A 17928-nucleotide genomic window follows, 5' to 3' on the forward strand; every position below is an offset into this window, starting at 1 on the left:
CGCTCGACATCGTCGCCACGCGTCATCGTGCCGTCCGGATTCATCAGCTCGCACAGTACGCCGGCCGGCTTCAGGCCCGCGAGAATCGACAGGTCGACCGTGCCTTCGGTATGACCGCGGCGCGCCAGCACGCCGCCCGGTTGCGCACGCAACGGAAACACGTGGCCGGGGCGCACGATGTCGTGCGGCTTCGCGCCGTCGGCGATCGCCGCGCGGATCGTCGTCACGCGATCGGCGGCCGACACCCCGGTATGCACGCCTTCGCGCGCCTCGATCGACACGGTGAACGCGGTGCCATTGCGGCTTTCGTTGGTCTGCACCATCGGCGGCAGTTCGAGCGCGCGCACCGTGTCGTCGGTCAGGCACAGGCAGACGATGCCGCTGCACTCGCGGATCAGCAGCGCCATCGTCTCGGGCGTGATGCGCTCGGCGGCGACGATCAGATCGGCTTCGTTCTCGCGGTCGTGGTCGTCCTGCAGCACGACCGCGCGGCCGGCACGCATCGCGTCGAGCGCGGCGGCGATGCGCGGCGGCACCGGTTCGGCATCCAGCAGGGGGAGATCGGCAAAGGCGTCGGCAGGCGCCGACGAAACGGACATCAAGGACATGTGAAACGCTCCTCGCAAATACGATTAGGGCGAAAAACGTTTCAGGGCATTGCAAACAGACAGAACGACAACCCGCTTCGCATGCAGCGCGAAGCGGCCCTGACGGACATGACTATCTGCACATCTTCTCTCATCCGGACTGTGACCGTCGGCTCTGGCATTCGACCAGATCTGCTGACCCCGCGCGGATGCGCGGGCGCTCGCGGGCTCGCCGGCTTACGCCAGCCTACCGCCGGTGGGGAATTTCGCCCCGCCCTGAAGACGCACTGATTGCCGGACGGGAACGCCCCGTCACCGGCGGGCCAAGCATACAACAGCCGCGCGCGACGCGCAGCCAACTACCGGTAAAACCTTACTGACGACCCTGTCTAACCGGATCGCCCGAACGGCCGGCGGGCGATCCCGCGATCCCGCGACCATCCGGGAACGCAGTCGCGCCGCGCGGCCCGCGCGATCAGTTGACGGCGGCGTGCGCCGCGTCGGGCACGAGCCAGCGCGGCGGCACCTCGGGGCTCACTGTCACGCGGAACGCGCGCGCTTCGCTGTCGCCCGGATTGCGCAGGCTGTACGGCTGGTCGGCGTCGAACACGATCGCGTCGCCGGTCGCGAGCAACTGGCGGCGGTCGTGCACGCTGACTTCGAGCGTGCCTTCGCTGACGACCAGGTTGACCGTCGTGCCGGGCGCGCGGCGCGCGCCGGGCTCCGTATGCAGCGGTGCGATCCGCAGCTCGTGGAATTCGGCCGCGGCCGGCTCGCCTTCCGGGTACAGCGCACGTGCCGAGAAACGGCCGTTCGAGCTGACCACGCGCGACGCGCGCTCGGCCGCCAGATGCTCGAAGCCGTTCACCGCATGGCGCCGCAGGAACGCGGCGACCGACACCTTCAGTGCCGCCGCGATCTTGCAGAGCACCTTGATCGACGGCACGCTGCGCGCCGATTCGATCTGCGCGAGCATCGCGCGCGACACGCCGGACAGCCGCGCGAGCGCATCGAGCGACAGTTGCCGCTCGGCGCGCAAGCGCGCGAGATTCACGCCGACGACCTGCTCGAGGACGTCGAGCGACGCGGAGCCGCGCCCGTCGGCGGCATTGCCGGACTCGAAGGAAGACACGTCGCGCACGAGCGCCAGGGATGAAGACATAGCATTGCCTCCGGGCCGCTGCGCGGCCCTGCGTAGGGGTAAGCCGGAACCGGAATCGGGTTGCGCCGGTCATTGGCGCGTATCGAGACGCTATCACCCGGCCTGGCACGGGCAAACGAAGTTATCTTCACACCGTTATCAGCATCGCGGAGGAATACGTTTCTCGCGAACCTTTTCCTGCCGCTATGGCGTCGCCGCGCAAGGCGTCGTGGCGACCGCTTACTGCGCCGCCGGCGCGGCCCCGCGCGCCGGGCCGCGCGCGTCGAGCCGCATCGCGAGCCACGTGACGACCAGCGCCGCGAACGTCACCGCGACCGCGACCCACGGCAGCGCATCGAGCGCGAAGCCATGTTCCAGCGCGAGGCCGCCAAGCCACGCGCCGCCCGCATTGCCGACGTTGAACGCGCCGATGTTCAGCGTCGACGCCAGATGCGGCGCGCTCGCGGCCTTCTCGACCACGCGCGCCTGCAGCGGCGGCACCGTCGCGAACGCGGCGATCCCCCAGACGAATACGGTCACGGCGGCCGCGACCGGCAGGTGGCTCGTCTTCGCGAACACGGCCATCACGGCCATCAGCGCAACGAGGATCGCGATCAGCGACGGCATCAGCGCGCGGTCGGCGAGCTTGCCGCCGATCGTGTTGCCGATCGTCAGCCCCGCGCCGAACAACACGAGGATCAGCGCGACCGCGCGCGGCGAGTAGCCCGACACGGTCTCGAGGATCGGCGCGATGTAGGTGAATACGACGAACACGCCGCCGAAGCCGAGCACCGTCATCAGCAGCGCGAGCCACACCTGCGGCTCCTTCAGCACGCGCACTTCGTGGCCGAGGCCGACCGGCCCGCTGTCGTGGCGGTTCGGCACCAGCGCGGCCACGCCGCCGAGCGCCAGCACGCCGAGCGCGGCGACGATCCAGAACGACGCGCGCCAGCCGAGCAACTGGCCGACGAACGTGCCGAACGGCACGCCGAGCACGTTCGACAACGTGAGCCCGGTGAACATCAGCGCGATCGCGCTCGCGCGCTTGTCGGCCGGCACGAGCGACGCGGCGACCACCGCGCCGATGCCGAAGAACGAGCCGTGCGCGAACGACGTGACGACGCGCGCGACCATCAGCATCGCGTAGCCGGACGCGGTCGCGCACAGCACGTTGCCGACGATGAAGATCCCCATCAGTAACTGCAGCGCGGCCTTGTGCGGCATGCGGCTCGTCAGCACCGCGAGCAGCGGCGCGCCGACCGCGACGCCGAGCGCGTAGCCGGTGACGAGCAGGCCGGCCGACGGCAGCGACACGACGAGGTCGTGCGCGACTTCGGGCAGCAGACCCATGATGATGAATTCGGTGGTGCCGATGGCGAAGGCGCTGATCGCGAGCGCCAGGAGCGGAATGGGCATGACGTTCTCCGGAAGGCGGCGGCCGCGGCGCCGGTTCGGTGCCGCACCGCACAAGAAAGCGGGATGTGCGCGCATTGTCCCGAAGACGCCTATATTTGATAATTGGCGTGGCATTTGAACCATTTTCAAAAATTTCTGGAAAATCGCATGGACCGACTGGGGGATATCCGGCTGTTCGTCGAGGCGGCGGAACTGGGCAGCCTGTCCGCCGCCGGGCGCAAGCTGAACCTCACGCCGGCCGCCGCGAGCGCGCGGCTTGCAAAACTCGAGGCGAAGATCGCGACGCGGCTGTTCGAGCGCTCGACGCGGCAATTGCGGCTCACCGACGAAGGCAAGCTGTATCTGAACTGCTGCCGCCAGGCGCTGCAGGCGCTCGACGACGCGGATGCGATGCTGCAGGAAGGCCGCAACGTCGTGAGCGGCAAGGTGCGGCTGTCGTCGACGTCCGATTTCGGCCGCCACCAGCTGCTCGACTGGCTCCACGAATTCACGACGCTGCATCCGGGCGTCACGTTCTCGCTGACGGCGTCCGATTCGTCGTCGAACCTGTGGCAGGACGAGATCGACCTCGCGATCCGCTTCGCCGCGCCGCCCGACGGCGCGCTGATCGCCCGCCGGCTCGCGACCAACCGGCGCGTGCTGTGCGCGGCGCCGTCGTTCGTCGAACGCCATGGCCTGCCGGCCGATCCGCACGATCTGGCCCGCTTTCCGTGCAACGTGATCACGATCGCATCCGGTCCGATGAACACCTGGCATTTCACGCGCGGCGACGAAGTGCAGATCCACACGGTGCCGGTGTCGACCGCGTTCGAGACCAACGACGGCGGCCTCACGCGCGAATGGACGCTGCGCGGCCACGGCATTGCACTGAAGTCGCTGTGGGACATCGCCGACGACGTCCGCGCGGGCCGGCTGCGCGTGCTGCTGCCCGACTGGCGCCACCAGGACGCGCCGCTGCACGCGATCTATCACAGCAAGCGCTACATGGCGCCGCGCGTGCGCGTGCTGCTCGACTTTCTCGCCGAGCGCTTCGCGCGCGAGGAAGCCGCGCTCGACGACCTGCTGAATGCGTGCCATTGATGGCCGCTCCTTAGGGGGGGTCGGAACCCCGGAGCCGGCGTCGCGCGCCCGCAACCGGCCGGCCGCCCGTCGTGGCACGAAAAGCTATAATGGAAGGCTTTCCCGACGGCCTTTCCTGCCCGATGCGCGCGATTCGCGTGCCGCACCCGGCCGTCCCGATTCACTCTTGACGACGCCCCCAGGTCAACCACTGCGAACGGCGAATCCCCATGACCAAGAAAGTTTACGTAAAGACCTTCGGCTGCCAGATGAACGAGTACGACTCGGACAAGATGGTGGACGTGCTCAATGCGGCCGAAGGCCTCGAAAAGACCGACACGCCGGAAGACGCGGACATCATCCTGTTCAACACGTGCTCGGTGCGCGAGAAGGCGCAGGAGAAGGTGTTCTCCGATCTCGGCCGCGTGCGCGAGCTGAAGGAAGCGAAGCCGGGCCTGCTGATCGGCGTCGGCGGCTGCGTCGCGAGCCAGGAAGGTGCGTCGATCGTGTCGCGCGCGCCGTACGTCGACCTCGTGTTCGGCCCGCAAACGCTGCACCGCCTGCCGCAGATGATCGACGCGCGCCGCGCGAGCGGCCGCGCGCAGGTCGACATCACGTTCCCCGAAATCGAGAAGTTCGACCATCTGCCGCCCGCGCGCGTCGAGGGGCCGAGCGCGTTCGTGTCGATCATGGAAGGCTGCTCGAAGTACTGCAGCTACTGCGTGGTGCCGTACACGCGCGGCGATGAAGTGTCGCGCCCGCTCGACGACGTGCTGACCGAAGTGGCCGGCCTCGCCGACCAGGGCGTGCGCGAAGTCACGCTGCTCGGCCAGAACGTGAACGCCTACCGCGGCGCGCTGACGGCCGGGTCGACCGACATCGCCGATTTCGCGACGCTGATCGAATACGTCGCCGACATCCCCGGCATCGAGCGGATCCGCTACACGACGTCGCACCCGAAGGAATTCACGCAGCGCCTGATCGACACGTACGCGAAGGTGCCGAAGCTCGTGAGCCACCTGCACCTGCCGGTCCAGCACGGCTCCGACCGCATCCTGATGGCGATGAAGCGCGGCTACACGGTGCTCGAATACAAGTCGGTGATCCGCAAGCTGCGCGCGATCCGCCCCGACCTGTCGCTGTCGACCGACATGATCGTCGGCTTCCCCGGCGAGACCGAGGACGATTTCGACAAGATGATGGCGCTCGTGCACGAGATGGGCTACGACACCAGCTTCTCGTTCATCTACAGCCCGCGCCCCGGCACGCCGGCCGCAAACCTCGCCGACGACACGCCGCGCGAAGTGAAGCTCAAACGCCTGCAACATCTGCAGGCGACGATCGAGGAGAACGTCGCGCGCATCAGCCAGTCGATGGTGGGGAAGGTCGAGCGAATCCTCGTCGAGGGCCCGTCGCGCAAGGACCCGAACGAGCTCGCGGGCCGCACCGAGAACAACCGCGTGGTGAATTTCCCGGCGCCGCTCGCGTCGCACCCGCGCCTGATCGGCCAGATGATCGACGTGAAGATCAACCATGCGTACCCGCACTCGCTGCGCGGCGAGCTCGTGCTCGTCAGCGACGACGCGAGCACGGCCACCCACTGACCGACTGACGCCCGACAGGAGCCCGACGCTACTTTGAAGACCGTCCAAGCACTGGAATTCACCGCCCCGCGCGATGACAACGCGCGCCTCGCCAACCTCTGCGGCCCGCTCGACGAGAACCTGCGGCAGATCGAACAGGCGCTCGACGTCACGCTCGCGCGGCGCGGCCATCGGATCACGATCCGCGGGCGCGGCGCCAAGCTCGCGCTCGCCGCGCTCGAAAACTTCTACAACCGCGCGCGCGATCCGCTGTCGGTCGACGACATCCAGCTCGCGCTGGTCGAAGTGCGCCATACGGCCGGCAACGGCCGCCAGGACACGGTCGACGTGCGCTTTCGCGGCGATCCCGATCATCCGTTCGACGAACCCGTCGCGCAGCTCGACGCCAGCGAGCCGGAGGAAGAGCCGGGGCCGAAGCTCTATACGCGGCGCGCCGACCTGCGCGGCCGCACGCCCGCCCAGCGCGAATACCTGAAGCAGATCCTGCAGCACGACGTGACGTTCGGCATCGGGCCGGCCGGCACCGGCAAGACCTACCTCGCGGTCGCGTGCGCGGTCGATGCGCTCGAGCGCGACCAGGTCAAGCGGATCGTGCTGACGCGCCCGGCCGTCGAGGCCGGCGAGCGGCTCGGCTTCCTGCCGGGCGATCTCGCGCAGAAGGTCGACCCGTACCTGCGGCCGCTGTACGACGCGCTGTACGACCTGCTCGGCTTCGACAAGACGGCCAAGATGTTCGAGCGCCAGATGATCGAGATCGCGCCGCTCGCGTACATGCGCGGCCGCACGCTGAACCACGCGTTCATCATCCTCGACGAGGCGCAGAACACGACGCCCGAGCAGATGAAGATGTTCCTCACGCGGATCGGCTTCGGCTCGAAGGCGGTCGTGACCGGCGACACGAGCCAGGTCGACCTGCCGCGCGGCCACAAGAGCGGCCTCGTCGAGGCGCAGCAGGTGCTCGGCGGCGTGCGCGGCATCGCGCTCACGCGCTTCACGAGCGCGGACGTGGTGCGCCATCCGCTCGTCGCGCGCATCGTCGAGGCGTACGACGAATTCCACGCGCAGCACCAGGACGGCTGAGCGGCGGCGCCTGCGCGCTGCCCCGGCCCGGCCCGCCAGACGGCGCGCCGGGCTTTTTTTTCGCCCGCACGCAGCCGGTCCGAATTCGGGCGCGATCGGCCGTTTGGTGTATCCTCAACGCGTCCCAATCGCCGTACGCGTCATGAAATCCTCCCGTTCCCGCAAGTCCGGCCGCGCCCCGTCCGCCGCGCCCGAATCCCCCCGCCTTTCGCTGTTCGACGCGAAGGGCAAAGCCCGCACCGTCAACGCGCAAGGGCTGCGGATCGACTTCCCGGACGGCCGCAGCCTGATGTTCGACCTGTCGGGCAGCTCGGGCGACGCGGCCGTCGCGATCGTCGCGCAGCACAACGATCCGGCGATGCGCGCGAAGCTCGCGCTGCAGCCCGAGCACTACGACAGCGTGACGCTGCACGTCGGCGCCGAATTCGCGCCGCGCGAGGACGACCCCGAAGACGAGCCGCGCGCGCTGGAGCTCGACCTGTCCGTGCAGTACGGCGACGAGATCACGAGCGACGTGCGCAAGACGCTGCCGAAGCGCAAGCTGATCGCCGAGTGGATCGAGCCGGCGCTGTTCGCGAGCGCGCAGCTCACCGTGCGCTTCGTCGGCGAAAACGAAGGCCGGACGCTGAATGCCGGCTACCGCCACAAGGACTATCCGACCAACGTGCTGACCTTCGCGTACGACGCGGCACCCGACGGCACCGTGATCGGCGACCTCGTGCTGTGCTGCCCGGTGGTCGAGAAGGAAGCGCACGACCAGGGCAAGCCGCTCGCGGCCCATTACGCGCACCTGCTGGTGCACGGCGCGCTGCACGCGCAGGGCTACGACCACGAGACGAGCGACGAGGACGCCGCCGAAATGGAAGCGCTCGAAGTCGACATCCTCGCGAAACTGGGTTTCCCGAACCCGTACCAGTAAGCCGTCCGCCCGATGCGTAACGCCGCGATGCTGCCGCCCGCCTACCCGCCGTCGATCGGCGAAGGCCGTCTGCTGACGGAAGACGAGCTCGCGGCGTCGCTCGCGCATACGATGCGCGACTGGGACGGCCAGCAAGATCTCTGGCTGTTCGGCTATGGCTCGCTGATCTGGAACCCCGGCCTGCCGACCGTCGCCGCCGTGCGCGGCAAGGTGCACGGCTATCACCGCGGGCTCTACCTGTGGTCGCGCGTGAACCGCGGCACCCCCGAACGGCCGGGCCTCGTGCTCGCGCTCGATCGCGGCGGCTCGTGCTCGGGCATCGCATTCCGGCTCTCCGGCCCGACCGCGCAGCCGCATCTCGAGACATTGTGGAAACGCGAGATGCCGATGGGCTCGTACCGGCCTGCGTGGCTGCCGTGCTCGCTCGAGACCGGCGAACGCGTGAACGCGCTCGCGTTCGTGATGCGCCGCGACGCACCGACCTATACGGGCAAGCTGCCCGACCCCGTCGTGAAGGAAGTGTTCGGCTGCGCGGCCGGCCGCTACGGCACGACGCTCGACTACGTGAGCCGCACGGTCGACGCGCTGCGCGCGAGCGGCATCCCCGACCGCGCGCTGGAAGGGTTGCTGGCGCGATGCCGGTGATCCCGCAGATCCCGCACGACGCGCGGCCCGCCACCATGCGACACCGCTCAGCCAGCGCATCCCGCGCATCCGCACGAGGACACACCCGATGAAACCGTCACGCCGGTCGCGTTGCAGGATCGCCGCGCTGCTCGTCGCCGCGAGCGTCGCACTGTCCGGCTGCGGCATACTCGGCTGCGGCGGCGCAGCCACCAACGGCGCGGCCGCCGGCGGCTGCTCGGCCGGCATGCGATTCTGAGCGGCGCGTGAGGCGGGCGCCCGCCTGCGGCAGAATGCCGCCGTCACGGCCGATTTCCCGCGTCGGGCCGCGCCGCGCTTCCCGCCAGCGTTTTTTGGCCGCCACGCCCCGCCGACCCTTTCTGCGATAGGATGGACCCGAAGACGACGCCGCGCCCGGCGCGGCCGTCCGCGAGCGGGGCCCGCGCGAGCCGCCCATCCTGGCCGTGCGGCCGGGGTGACACGGTCGCGTCGTGCCCTTGGTGTATCCTTGCCTACTCCGTGACCGCGCGCTCCGGCATGACCCGGGCGCACCACCATGAACGATTCGTATCCCAGTCGTAAGCCAACCGACAAACCGCAAGAAAAGCGCTCGCTGCTCGAGCGCCTGACCGACTTCATCTCGCCCGAGCCCGAATCCCGCGGCGAGCTGCTGGAAATCCTCCAGGACGCCCACGAACGCAACCTGATCGACGCCGATTCGCTGTCGATGATCGAAGGCGTGTTCCAGGTCTCCGATCTGTGCGCCCGCGACATCATGGTGCCGCGCGCGCAGATGGACGCGATCAACATCGCCGACAAGCCCGAGGATTTCATCCCGTTCGTCCTCGAAAAGGCGCACTCGCGCTATCCCGTGTTCGAGGAGAACCGCGACAACGTGATCGGCGTGCTGCTCGCGAAGGATCTGCTGCGCTTCTACGCCGAGGAAGAGTTCGACGTGCGCGGGATGCTGCGCCCGGCCGTGTTCATTCCGGAATCGAAGCGCCTGAACGTGCTGCTGCACGACTTCCGCGTGAACCGCAACCACCTGGCGATCGTCGTCGACGAATACGGCGGCGTCGCGGGCCTGATCACGATCGAGGACGTGCTCGAACAGATCGTCGGCGACATCGAGGACGAATACGACTTCGACGAGGAAGCCGGCAACATCATCTCGGGGCCGGACGGCCGCTACCGCGTGCGCGCGCTCACCGAGATCGAGCAGTTCAACGAGGTGTTTGGCACCGATTTCCCCGACGACGAAGTCGACACGATCGGCGGGCTGATCACCCATCATTTCGGACGCGTGCCGCACCGCGGCGAGAAGCTGCAGCTCGGCAACCTCGTGTTCGAAATCCAGCGCGGCGATGCGCGCCAGGTTCATGTGCTGCTGGTGCGCCGCAACCCGCTCGCCAGCCGTCGCGCCGAAACCTCGCACGAAGACTGACCGCTCCGCGCCAGCCGCGCCTCCTTCAACCGCTCGCCCTCTTCCGCTTCACATGGACGATCCGATCCCGTCCCGCCCGGCTGGCGGCCTTCTCGCGCCGGCGCCCGGCCGCGCGCTGCCGCGCTGGCACTATCCGGCCGCGCTGCTCGCCGGCGCGGCCAATACGCTCAGCTTCGCGCCCACGCCGCATGGCGGTTGGCTGCAACTCGTCGTATTCGTCTGGTTTTTCGCACAGCTGACGCGCACGTCGAGCTGGCGCGGCGCCGCGCTCACCGGCGGCGCGTTCGGCTTAGGCAACTTCATCACCGGCGTCTGGTGGCTCTACATCAGCATGCACGTGTACGGCGAGATGGCCGCGCCGCTCGCGGGCGGCGCGCTCGTGCTGTTCTCGCTGTACCTGTCGCTGTACCCGGCGTTCTCGGCCGGGCTGTGGTCGTTCTGCGCGGGCCATGCGTGGCACCGCCGCGAGCCCGACCCGCGGCCGTTCTCGCCGACCTGGCACGGCGCGTTTGCATTCGCGAGCGCGTGGGCGCTCGGCGAATGGCTGCGCGGCACCGTGTTCACCGGCTTTCCGTGGCTCGGCAGCGGCTACCCGCAGGTCGACGGCCCGTTCGCGGGCTTTGCGCCGGTCGTCGGCGTGTACGGGATCGCGTGGGTGCTCGCGCTGTTCGCCGCGCTGGTCGTGCAGGCGCTCGCCGCCGCGCGCCCGTCGCCGGGGCGTGACGGCGGCGCCGCCGCACCGAGCGGCAACGCCCGCGTGCGCATCGCCGCGCCGGCCGCCATCGCCGTCGCGCTGGTCGCGGCCGGCGTCGGGCTGTCGCAGGTCACGTGGACCGTGCCTGCCAACGCCCCGCTCACCGTGCGGCTGCTGCAGGGCAACGTGAAGCAGGACATCAAGTTCGAGCAGGAAGGCATCGACGCGGCGATCAAGATGTACCAGCAGATGATCGTCGAGAAGCCGGCCGACCTGATCGTCACGCCCGAGACCGCGATCGCGGTGATGATCCAGGAGCTGCCCGAGCCGTTCGCCGTCGCGATCCGCAAGTTCAGCGACACGACCGGTTCGGCCGTGCTGTTCGGCGCGGTCGGCGCGTCGGTGACCGAGGACGGCCACTACGTCGACTACACGAACAGCCTGTACGGCGTGACGCCGAATTCGCGCGACATCTATCACTACGACAAGCATCACCTCGTGCCCTTCGGCGAATTCATCCCGTGGGGCTTCCGGTGGTTCGTCAACCTGATGAAGATGCCGCTCGGCGACTTCGCGCGCGGCGCGCCGGTGCAGAAGCCGTTCCTCGTGCACAACCAGCCGGTGATGGCCGATATCTGCTACGAGGACTTGTTCGGCGAGGAAATCGCCGCGACGATCCGCGACAACCCGCAGCCGCCGGGCGTGCTCGTCAACGTGACGAACCTCGCGTGGTTCGGCGACACGATCGCGCTCGACCAGCACCTGCAGATCGCGCGGATGCGCTCGCTCGAAACGGGCCGGCCGATGCTGCGCTCGACCAACACCGGGATGACAGCCGCGATCGACGCGCACGGGCGCGTGCTCGGCCAGTTGAAGCCGTTCACGATCGGCTCGCTCGACGTGCGGATCGAAGGCACGAGCGGCTTCACGCCGTACGTGACGAGCGGCAACAACATCGTGCTCGCGGTGTCGCTGGTGCTGCTCGCGTTCGGCTTCACGTTCGGGCCTGGGCTGCGCCGGCGCAATGGCCGGAAGCAGCACGGCGGCGACGCAGCGAAATGACGCAGCGGGCCGCCGCCGCGCGCGGCGGCCCGTGACCGCGAACCGGCCGGCCGCTCAGGCCTGCCGGTCCGATTGGTCCAGTTAGTCCAGTTGGCCCAGTTGCTCCGGCTGCGCGGCGATGCGCCGCAGATCGCGGCTGACTTCCTCCATCACCGGCGCCCACGCGCCGAACGTCGGCTGCCGGTACAACGTCGCGGTCGGATACCACGGGCTGTCCCGGCGCTCGAGCAGCCACGGCCAGTGCGGATTCACGTCGAGCAGCACCCAGGTGCGCGCGCCGAGCGCGCCGGCCAGATGCGCGACCGACGTGCACACGGTGATCACGAGATCCAGCGCGCCGATGAACGCGGCCGTATCGTCGAAACTCGTCAATTCGGCCGTGTAGTCCTCGATCGCGAAACCGGCCGCGCGCGCGGCGGCGACGTCCGTGTCCGCACCCGGCTGGAGCGAATAGAACGTGACGCCGTCGATGCCGCGAAACGCGTCGGCGTAGCGCTCGAGCCCGACGCGCCGGAACGGATTGCGCTGGTGGCCCGCACTGCCCGTCCACACGAGCCCGACCTTCAGCCGGCCGTCGCGGGCGAGCCGCGCGCGCCACGCGTCGCGAGCACCCGGCTCGGCCCGCAGGTACGGCACCGAGGCGGCGAGCGTCGACGCCTCCATGCCGAGCATCAGCGGCAGGCCGATCAGCGGCACTTCGTAATCGAATGCCGGCAACGCATCGATGCCGCCGCCCGCGCCGAACACGTCCGCGTGCGCACCGAGGCTGCGCTGCATCAGCGTGCCGAGCGCCGGAAACGTATTCCACGCGAGCCGGCCGCCCTCGCGATGCACGCGCTCGGCGAGCGGCACGACGAAGCGGCAGAACTGCAGCACGTCGCCGAGCCCCTGCTCGCCCCACACCAGCAGCGTCTTGCCGGCGAGCGGCTCGCCCTGCCAGCGCGGGCCCGGCAGCGCCGGCCGGCGGCCGCGCAACTCGCCCGCGCCGTCCCAGCGCGCCTCGTGGCCGCGCCAGCCGGCCGCGTGGTTGCCGCGCACGAGCTGGATGATCGCGAGATTGAAACGGAACGACGCATCGTCGGGCGCCAGCTCGCATGCGCGCGCCGCATGGCGCTCGGCCTCGTCCCAGCGCTGCGCCTCCTTCATCGCCATCGCGACGTTGTTCATCGCGAGCGCGTTGTCGGGCGCGAGGTCGGCGAGCCGCGCTGCGCACGCGAGCGCAGCGTCCAGGTCGTGCGTCGCGATCCGCGCGACGACGAGGTTGATCCATGCCTGCACGTCCCGCGGATCGTGCTTCACGGCCGCGTCGAGCAGCGCGATTTCTTCCGCGCGATCCGCGCCCGACAAGCGCAGCGCGATCGCGAGGTTGTTGCGCAGCGACGGCCAGCCGGCATCGATCGCGAGCGCCGCGCGGTACGGCGCGACCGCATCCGCGTGACGGCCGGCCATCTGCAGCGCGTAGCCGTGGTTGAAGTGCGTGGCCGCGCCCGGCTGCACGCGCACCGCGCATTCGGCGAGCGCGAGCGCGTCGGCCGGGCGCTGCCGCGCGACGAGCGTCGTCGTGAGCCGCACCAGCGCATCGGCATCGACCGCATGCAGATGGGCCGCAGCGGCCAGCCACAGATCGTGCGCGGCGCGCTCGCCGCGCGCCTGCGCGTCGGCGGCCTGCCCGAGCAGCGCGAGAAACGGCGGAAGCAGCGGAATCAGGATGTCGTTCGGGTCGTCCATGCAGTCGGCGTCGGCAAGCGGTGACGCGGCACGCGTGGCGCACCGCAATACGCGCATCTTACCGCCCGCGCGACGCGCCGCGGCATGGGCGCCGCGCACGTGTGCGCAGGCCGCCGGACCGGTGCGGCGGTGCCCGCATCTGCCTTCCGGCCGCATCCGGTCGCCGATCCGGTAAAATTACGCGTTTCAGCACACTAACAAGCCGCGCCGCCGCGCGAGCCGACCCTCCGGGCCCGCCCGGAGCGCCGTCCGCAACGGAGCGCCAGCGCCACGAAGGCTCTTCATGCTTACGTTTCAGCAAATCATCCTGACGCTGCAGTCCTACTGGGACAAGCAGGGTTGCGCCCTGCTCCAGCCCATCGACATGGAAGTCGGCGCGGGCACGTCGCACGTCCACACGTTCCTGCGCGCGGTCGGCCCCGAGCCGTGGCGCGCCGCGTACGTGCAGCCGTCGCGCCGCCCGAAGGACGGCCGCTACGGCGAAAACCCGAACCGCCTGCAGCACTACTACCAGTACCAGGTCGTGCTCAAGCCGGCGCCGGAAAACATCCTCGACCTGTACCTCGGCTCGCTCGAGGCGCTCGGCTTCGATTTGAAGCAGAACGACGTGCGCTTCGTCGAGGACGACTGGGAAAACCCGACGCTCGGCGCGTGGGGCCTCGGCTGGGAAGTGTGGCTGAACGGGATGGAAGTCACGCAGTTCACGTATTTCCAGGAAGTCGGCGGCCTCGAATGCAAGCCGGTGCTCGGCGAGATCACGTACGGCCTCGAGCGCCTCGCGATGTACCTGCAGAAGGTCGAGAACGTGTACGACCTCGTGTGGACCGAGTGGGAAGAGCAAGGCCCGAACGGCCCCGAGCTGCGCCGCCTGTCGTATGGCGACGTGTACCACCAGAACGAGGTCGAGCAGTCGACCTACAACTTCGAGCACGCGAACGTCGACCTGCTGTTCACGTTCTTCAACAGCTACGAAGCGGAAGCGAAGAAGATGATCGACGCGCAGCTCGCGCTGCCCGCGTACGAGCTCGTGCTGAAGGCCGGCCACACGTTCAACCTGCTCGACGCGCGCGGCGCGATCTCGGTCACCGAGCGGGCGGCGTACATCGGCCGCATCCGCGCACTGTCGCGTCTCGTCGCGCAGGCTTACTACGACTCGCGCGAGAAGCTCGGCTTCCCGATGCTCGGCAACCCGCCGGGCGTGCCGGGCCTCACCACCGACGCCCAGGACGCCGCGCAGCCGGCATGGGCGCCGCCGCTCAAGGTCGAACGCAAGATCGATCAGGACTGACGAGACGAGATTCAATCCAACCATGACGCACAATCATCCCGCCCCCCTGCTCGTCGAACTGCTGACCGAAGAGCTGCCGCCGAAGGCCCTCGCGCGCCTCGGCGACGCATTCGCCGAAGGCATCGCGCAACGCCTCGCGGCGCGCGACCTCATCGAAGGCGAACTCGTGTTCGAGCGCTACGCCACGCCGCGCCGCCTCGCGGTCGTCGTGCAGAACGTGCGCGCCGTCGCGCCTGACAAACAGGTCCGCGAAAAGGTCCTGCCCGTGTCGGTCGCGCTCGACGCCGAAGGCAAGCCGACGGCCCCGCTCGCGAAGAAGCTCGCGGCGCTCGGCCACCCGAATGCGTCGATCGCCGATCTCGAACGCGCGCAGGACGGCAAGGCCGAAGCGTTCTTCATCAACTACTCGGCGGCCGGCGCCACGCTCGCCGACGGCCTGCAGGCCGCGCTCGACGAAGCGCTCGCGAAGCTGCCGATCCCGAAATTCATGACGTACCAGCGCCCGGACGGCTCGGACGTGAAGTTCGTGCGCCCGGTGCATCGCCTGACGGTGCTGCACGACGACCGCGTCGTGCCCGTCACCGCGTTCGGCGTCGATGCCGGCGACACGACGCTCGGCCACCGCTTCCTGTCCGACGGCCTGGTCGCGATCCAGCATGCCCGCGCGTATGCCGACACGCTGCGCGACAAGGGCCGCGTGATCGCGCACTTCGCCGATCGCCGCGAAACGATCCGCACGCAGCTGAACGAACATGCGAACGGCGACACGGTCGTGATGCCCGAGTCGCTGCTCGACGAAGTCACGTCGCTGGTCGAATGGCCGGTCGTCTACCCGTGCCGCTTCGAGGACGAATTCCTGCAGGTGCCGCAGGAATGCCTGATCCTCACGATGCAGACGAACCAGAAGTATTTCGCGCTGACCGACGTCGCCGGCAAGCTGCGCTCGCGCTTCCTGATCGTGTCGAACATCGAGACGAAAACGCCGGGCGAGATCATCGAAGGCAACGAGCGCGTCGTGCGCCCGCGCCTCGCCGATGCAAAGTTCTTCTTCGAGCAGGACAAGAAGAAGCCGCTCGCCGACCGCGTGCCGCAGCTCGCGAACGTCGTCTATCACAACAAGCTGGGTTCGGCGCTCGCCCGCGTCGAGCGCCTCGAGGCGCTGGCCGGCGAGATCGCCCCGGCGATCGGCGCCGACACCGCGCACGCGAAGCGCGCCGCGCGCCTCGCGAAGGCCGATCTGCTGACCGACATGGTCGGCGAATTCCCGGAACTGCAGGGCACGATGGGCACGTACTACGCGCGCCACGACGGCGAAGCCGACGACGTCGCGCTCGCATGCGCCGAGCACTACCAGCCGCGCTTCTCCGGCGACGCACTGCCGACCACGCCGGTGTCGACCGCCGTCGCGCTCGCGGACAAGCTCGAAACGATCGTCGGCATCTGGGGCATCGGCCTCGCGCCGACCGGCGAGAAGGACCCGTTCGCGCTGCGCCGTCACGCGCTCGGCGTGCTGCGCCTGCTGCTCGAAAAGCAGTTGCCGCTCGATCTCGTGTCGCTGTTGCACACGGCCCACGCACGCTTTGCCGGCGTGCCGGGCGTCGCCGAGTCGACGGACGCCATCTTCGCGTTCTTCATGGATCGCCTGCGCGGCCTGCTGCGCGAGCGCGGCTATTCGGCCGGTGAAATCGACGCGGTGCTGAGCCTGAACCCGACGCGCATCGACGATCTCGTCGCGCGCCTCGACGCGGTACGCGAATTCACGCGCCTCGCGGAAGCCGAAGCACTCGCGGCCGCGAACAAGCGGATCTCGAACATCCTGAAGAAGTCGGAAGGCGGCGCGAACGGCGCGGTGCAGCCGACGCTGCTCGTCGAGGCCGCCGAGAAGGCGCTGCACGAACAGCTCGCGGCCGTCACGCCGCACGTGCAGTCGCAGCTCGAGGCGCGTGCGTACACGGGCGCGCTGTCGGCGCTCGCCGCGCTGCGCGTGCCGGTCGACACGTTCTTCAACGACGTGATGGTCAACGCGGAAGATCCGGCCCTGCGCGCGAACCGTCTCGCGCTGCTGTCCGCGCTGCACCAGCAGATGAACTGCGTCGCCGACATCTCGAAGCTCGCCGCATAAGGGCCGCACGATGCCGACCAGCCCCAACCGAAAGCTCGTCGTCCTCGACCGGGACGGCGTGATCAACGTCGATTCGGATGCGTTCATCAAGACGCCCGACGAATGGATCGCGCTGCCCGGCAGCTTCGAGGCGATCGCCCGGCTCAACCACGCGGGCTACCGCGTGGTCGTGGCGACCAACCAGTCCGGCATCGGTCGCGGGCTGTTCGACATGGCCGCGCTCAACGAGATGCACCTGAAAATGCATCGCGCGGCGGCCGCGGTCGGCGCACGCATCGACGCGGTGTTCTTCTGCCCGCACACGGCCGAGGATCACTGCGACTGCCGCAAGCCGAAACCGGGCATGATGCAGATGATCGCCGAGCGCTTCGAGATCGATCCCGCTCACACGCCGGTCGTCGGCGATTCGCTGCGCGACCTGCAAGCCGGCGTCGCGGTCGGCTTCCAGCCGCACCTCGTGCTGACCGGCAAGGGCAAGAAGACGCTCGCCGCAGGCAATCTGCCGGACGGCACGAAGGTCCACGACGATCTGCGCGCGTTTGCGCTCGATTTTCTTTCACACGAACACGAGTGATGCGGCTGCCGCGCGCATCCTCCCCAACGCCAGACTCACGCCGATGCGCTTCGTCCGCTCCCTGCTGCTGCTGATCTACTTCATCCTGTACACGGTGCCGTACGCCACCGCGTGTTTCATCGCGTTCCCGTTCATGCGCCCCGACGCGCGCTACTGGATGGCGGCCGGCTGGTGCAAGTCGACGCTGTGGGTCGTGCGCTGGCTGAACGGCATCCGCTACCGGATCGAAGGGTTCGAGAACCTGCCCGACGGCCCGGCCGTGCTGCTGTCGAAGCACCAGTCCGCGTGGGAGACGCTCGCGTTTCCGGCGCTGATGCCCAAGCCGCTGTGCTATGTGTTCAAGCGCGAGCTGCTGTACGTGCCGTTCTTCGGCTGGGCGCTCGGGCTGCTGCACATGGTCAACATCAATCGCAAGGAAGGCAAGAACGCGTTCGCGTCGGTGATCCGCCAGGGCAAGAAGCGCCTGTCGGAAGGCGCATGGATGATCATGTTCCCCGAAGGCACGCGCACGCCGGTCGGCAAGCAGGGCAAATACAAGACGGGCGGCGCGCGCTTCGCGATCGAAACCGGCACGCCGGTCGTGCCG

The 17928-nt window shown here is 69.0% G+C and carries 16 protein-coding genes and 1 riboswitch; of the genes, 12 read left to right on the plus strand and 4 right to left on the minus strand.

Annotation, left to right across the window (positions count from 1 at the left end):
• From ribB to JMF90_RS02650, 3 genes are all read right to left on the minus strand, one after another.
• The coding region (gene ribB / locus JMF90_RS02640; RefSeq protein WP_201324948.1) for a 3,4-dihydroxy-2-butanone-4-phosphate synthase at positions 1–608 on the minus strand (608 nt) is incomplete at its 3' end.
• Between the two features lie 118 nt (positions 609–726).
• Positions 727–875: riboswitch (FMN riboswitch) on the minus strand.
• Between the two features lie 187 nt (positions 876–1062).
• Positions 1063–1749: a helix-turn-helix domain-containing protein gene (locus JMF90_RS02645; protein WP_011546157.1), complete on the minus strand. Its 687-nt coding sequence runs from the start codon at positions 1747–1749 to the stop codon at positions 1063–1065.
• A 219-nt stretch (positions 1750–1968) separates the two neighbouring features.
• On the minus strand, positions 1969–3144 hold the full coding sequence (locus JMF90_RS02650) for an MFS transporter (protein ID WP_054928047.1): 1176 nt from the start codon (positions 3142–3144) through the stop codon (positions 1969–1971).
• A gap of 147 nt (positions 3145–3291) precedes the next feature.
• Between JMF90_RS02650 and JMF90_RS02655 the strand changes: the two genes are divergently transcribed.
• The 8 genes from JMF90_RS02655 (at position 3292) to lnt (ending at position 11630) form a co-directional block, all read left to right on the plus strand.
• Complete coding sequence (locus JMF90_RS02655; protein ID WP_006477876.1) at positions 3292–4224, plus strand: LysR family transcriptional regulator; 933 nt, start codon at positions 3292–3294, stop codon at positions 4222–4224.
• A gap of 209 nt (positions 4225–4433) precedes the next feature.
• Positions 4434–5807 (plus strand): tRNA (N6-isopentenyl adenosine(37)-C2)-methylthiotransferase MiaB, encoded by a 1374-nt coding sequence (miaB, locus tag JMF90_RS02660; protein ID WP_006477875.1) that lies wholly within the window; start codon positions 4434–4436, stop codon positions 5805–5807.
• 33 nt (positions 5808–5840) lie between these two features.
• Positions 5841–6887: a PhoH family protein gene (locus tag JMF90_RS02665; RefSeq protein ID WP_006477874.1), complete on the plus strand. Its 1047-nt coding sequence runs from the start codon at positions 5841–5843 to the stop codon at positions 6885–6887.
• Positions 6888–7029: 142 nt separating this feature from the next.
• On the plus strand, positions 7030–7806 hold the full coding sequence (gene ybeY / locus JMF90_RS02670; RefSeq protein WP_011546160.1) for an rRNA maturation RNase YbeY: 777 nt from the start codon (positions 7030–7032) through the stop codon (positions 7804–7806).
• A 12-nt stretch (positions 7807–7818) separates the two neighbouring features.
• Positions 7819–8451 carry a gamma-glutamylcyclotransferase gene (locus JMF90_RS02675; protein WP_011546161.1) on the plus strand — a complete coding sequence of 211 codons (633 nt, stop codon included), beginning with the start codon at positions 7819–7821 and terminating at the stop codon, positions 8449–8451.
• A gap of 88 nt (positions 8452–8539) precedes the next feature.
• Complete coding sequence (locus tag JMF90_RS02680; protein WP_164728356.1) at positions 8540–8689, plus strand: hypothetical protein; 150 nt, start codon at positions 8540–8542, stop codon at positions 8687–8689.
• Positions 8690–8986: 297 nt separating this feature from the next.
• Complete coding sequence (locus JMF90_RS02685) at positions 8987–9874, plus strand: HlyC/CorC family transporter (RefSeq protein ID WP_006477871.1); 888 nt, start codon at positions 8987–8989, stop codon at positions 9872–9874.
• Between the two features lie 52 nt (positions 9875–9926).
• Entirely contained in the window at positions 9927–11630 is a 1704-nt protein-coding gene (lnt, locus tag JMF90_RS02690; RefSeq protein ID WP_011546163.1) for an apolipoprotein N-acyltransferase, read from the plus strand.
• Positions 11631–11711: 81 nt separating this feature from the next.
• Here lnt and JMF90_RS02695 read toward each other — a convergent pair whose 3' ends face one another.
• Positions 11712–13358: a hypothetical protein gene (locus tag JMF90_RS02695; protein WP_041489247.1), complete on the minus strand. Its 1647-nt coding sequence runs from the start codon at positions 13356–13358 to the stop codon at positions 11712–11714.
• Between the two features lie 283 nt (positions 13359–13641).
• Between JMF90_RS02695 and glyQ the strand changes: the two genes are divergently transcribed.
• The 4 genes from glyQ to JMF90_RS02715 form a co-directional block, all read left to right on the plus strand.
• Positions 13642–14646 carry a glycine--tRNA ligase subunit alpha gene (gene glyQ / locus JMF90_RS02700; protein WP_006477868.1) on the plus strand — a complete coding sequence of 335 codons (1005 nt, stop codon included), beginning with the start codon at positions 13642–13644 and terminating at the stop codon, positions 14644–14646.
• 22 nt (positions 14647–14668) lie between these two features.
• Complete coding sequence (gene glyS / locus JMF90_RS02705; protein ID WP_011694393.1) at positions 14669–16768, plus strand: glycine--tRNA ligase subunit beta; 2100 nt, start codon at positions 14669–14671, stop codon at positions 16766–16768.
• Between the two features lie 10 nt (positions 16769–16778).
• Positions 16779–17342 carry a D-glycero-beta-D-manno-heptose 1,7-bisphosphate 7-phosphatase gene (gene gmhB, locus JMF90_RS02710; protein ID WP_011546166.1) on the plus strand — a complete coding sequence of 188 codons (564 nt, stop codon included), beginning with the start codon at positions 16779–16781 and terminating at the stop codon, positions 17340–17342.
• 43 nt (positions 17343–17385) lie between these two features.
• The coding region (locus JMF90_RS02715) for a 1-acyl-sn-glycerol-3-phosphate acyltransferase (RefSeq protein WP_201324949.1) at positions 17386–17928 on the plus strand (543 nt) is incomplete at its 3' end.

It is taken from the genome of Burkholderia sp. E168m23, assembly GCF_016586125.1.
Taxonomy (GTDB): Bacteria; Pseudomonadota; Gammaproteobacteria; order Burkholderiales; family Burkholderiaceae; genus Burkholderia; species Burkholderia orbicola.

What these genes read in the sequence shown, in the direction of transcription:
- JMF90_RS02645 (WP_011546157.1), bottom strand. Translation starts at nt 1,749, where the DNA reads ATGTCTTCATCCCTGGCGCTCGTGCGCGACGTGTCTTCCTTCGAGTCC.
- JMF90_RS02650 (WP_054928047.1), bottom strand. Translation starts at nt 3,144, where the DNA reads ATGCCCATTCCGCTCCTGGCGCTCGCGATCAGCGCCTTCGCCATCGGC.
- JMF90_RS02655 (WP_006477876.1), top strand. Translation starts at nt 3,292, where the DNA reads ATGGACCGACTGGGGGATATCCGGCTGTTCGTCGAGGCGGCGGAACTG.
- miaB (WP_006477875.1), top strand. Translation starts at nt 4,434, where the DNA reads ATGACCAAGAAAGTTTACGTAAAGACCTTCGGCTGCCAGATGAACGAG.
- ybeY (WP_011546160.1), top strand. Translation starts at nt 7,030, where the DNA reads ATGAAATCCTCCCGTTCCCGCAAGTCCGGCCGCGCCCCGTCCGCCGCG.
- JMF90_RS02675 (WP_011546161.1), top strand. Translation starts at nt 7,819, where the DNA reads ATGCGTAACGCCGCGATGCTGCCGCCCGCCTACCCGCCGTCGATCGGC.
- JMF90_RS02680 (WP_164728356.1), top strand. Translation starts at nt 8,540, where the DNA reads ATGAAACCGTCACGCCGGTCGCGTTGCAGGATCGCCGCGCTGCTCGTC.
- JMF90_RS02685 (WP_006477871.1), top strand. Translation starts at nt 8,987, where the DNA reads ATGAACGATTCGTATCCCAGTCGTAAGCCAACCGACAAACCGCAAGAA.
- lnt (WP_011546163.1), top strand. Translation starts at nt 9,927, where the DNA reads ATGGACGATCCGATCCCGTCCCGCCCGGCTGGCGGCCTTCTCGCGCCG.
- JMF90_RS02695 (WP_041489247.1), bottom strand. Translation starts at nt 13,358, where the DNA reads ATGGACGACCCGAACGACATCCTGATTCCGCTGCTTCCGCCGTTTCTC.
- glyQ (WP_006477868.1), top strand. Translation starts at nt 13,642, where the DNA reads ATGCTTACGTTTCAGCAAATCATCCTGACGCTGCAGTCCTACTGGGAC.
- glyS (WP_011694393.1), top strand. Translation starts at nt 14,669, where the DNA reads ATGACGCACAATCATCCCGCCCCCCTGCTCGTCGAACTGCTGACCGAA.
- gmhB (WP_011546166.1), top strand. Translation starts at nt 16,779, where the DNA reads ATGCCGACCAGCCCCAACCGAAAGCTCGTCGTCCTCGACCGGGACGGC.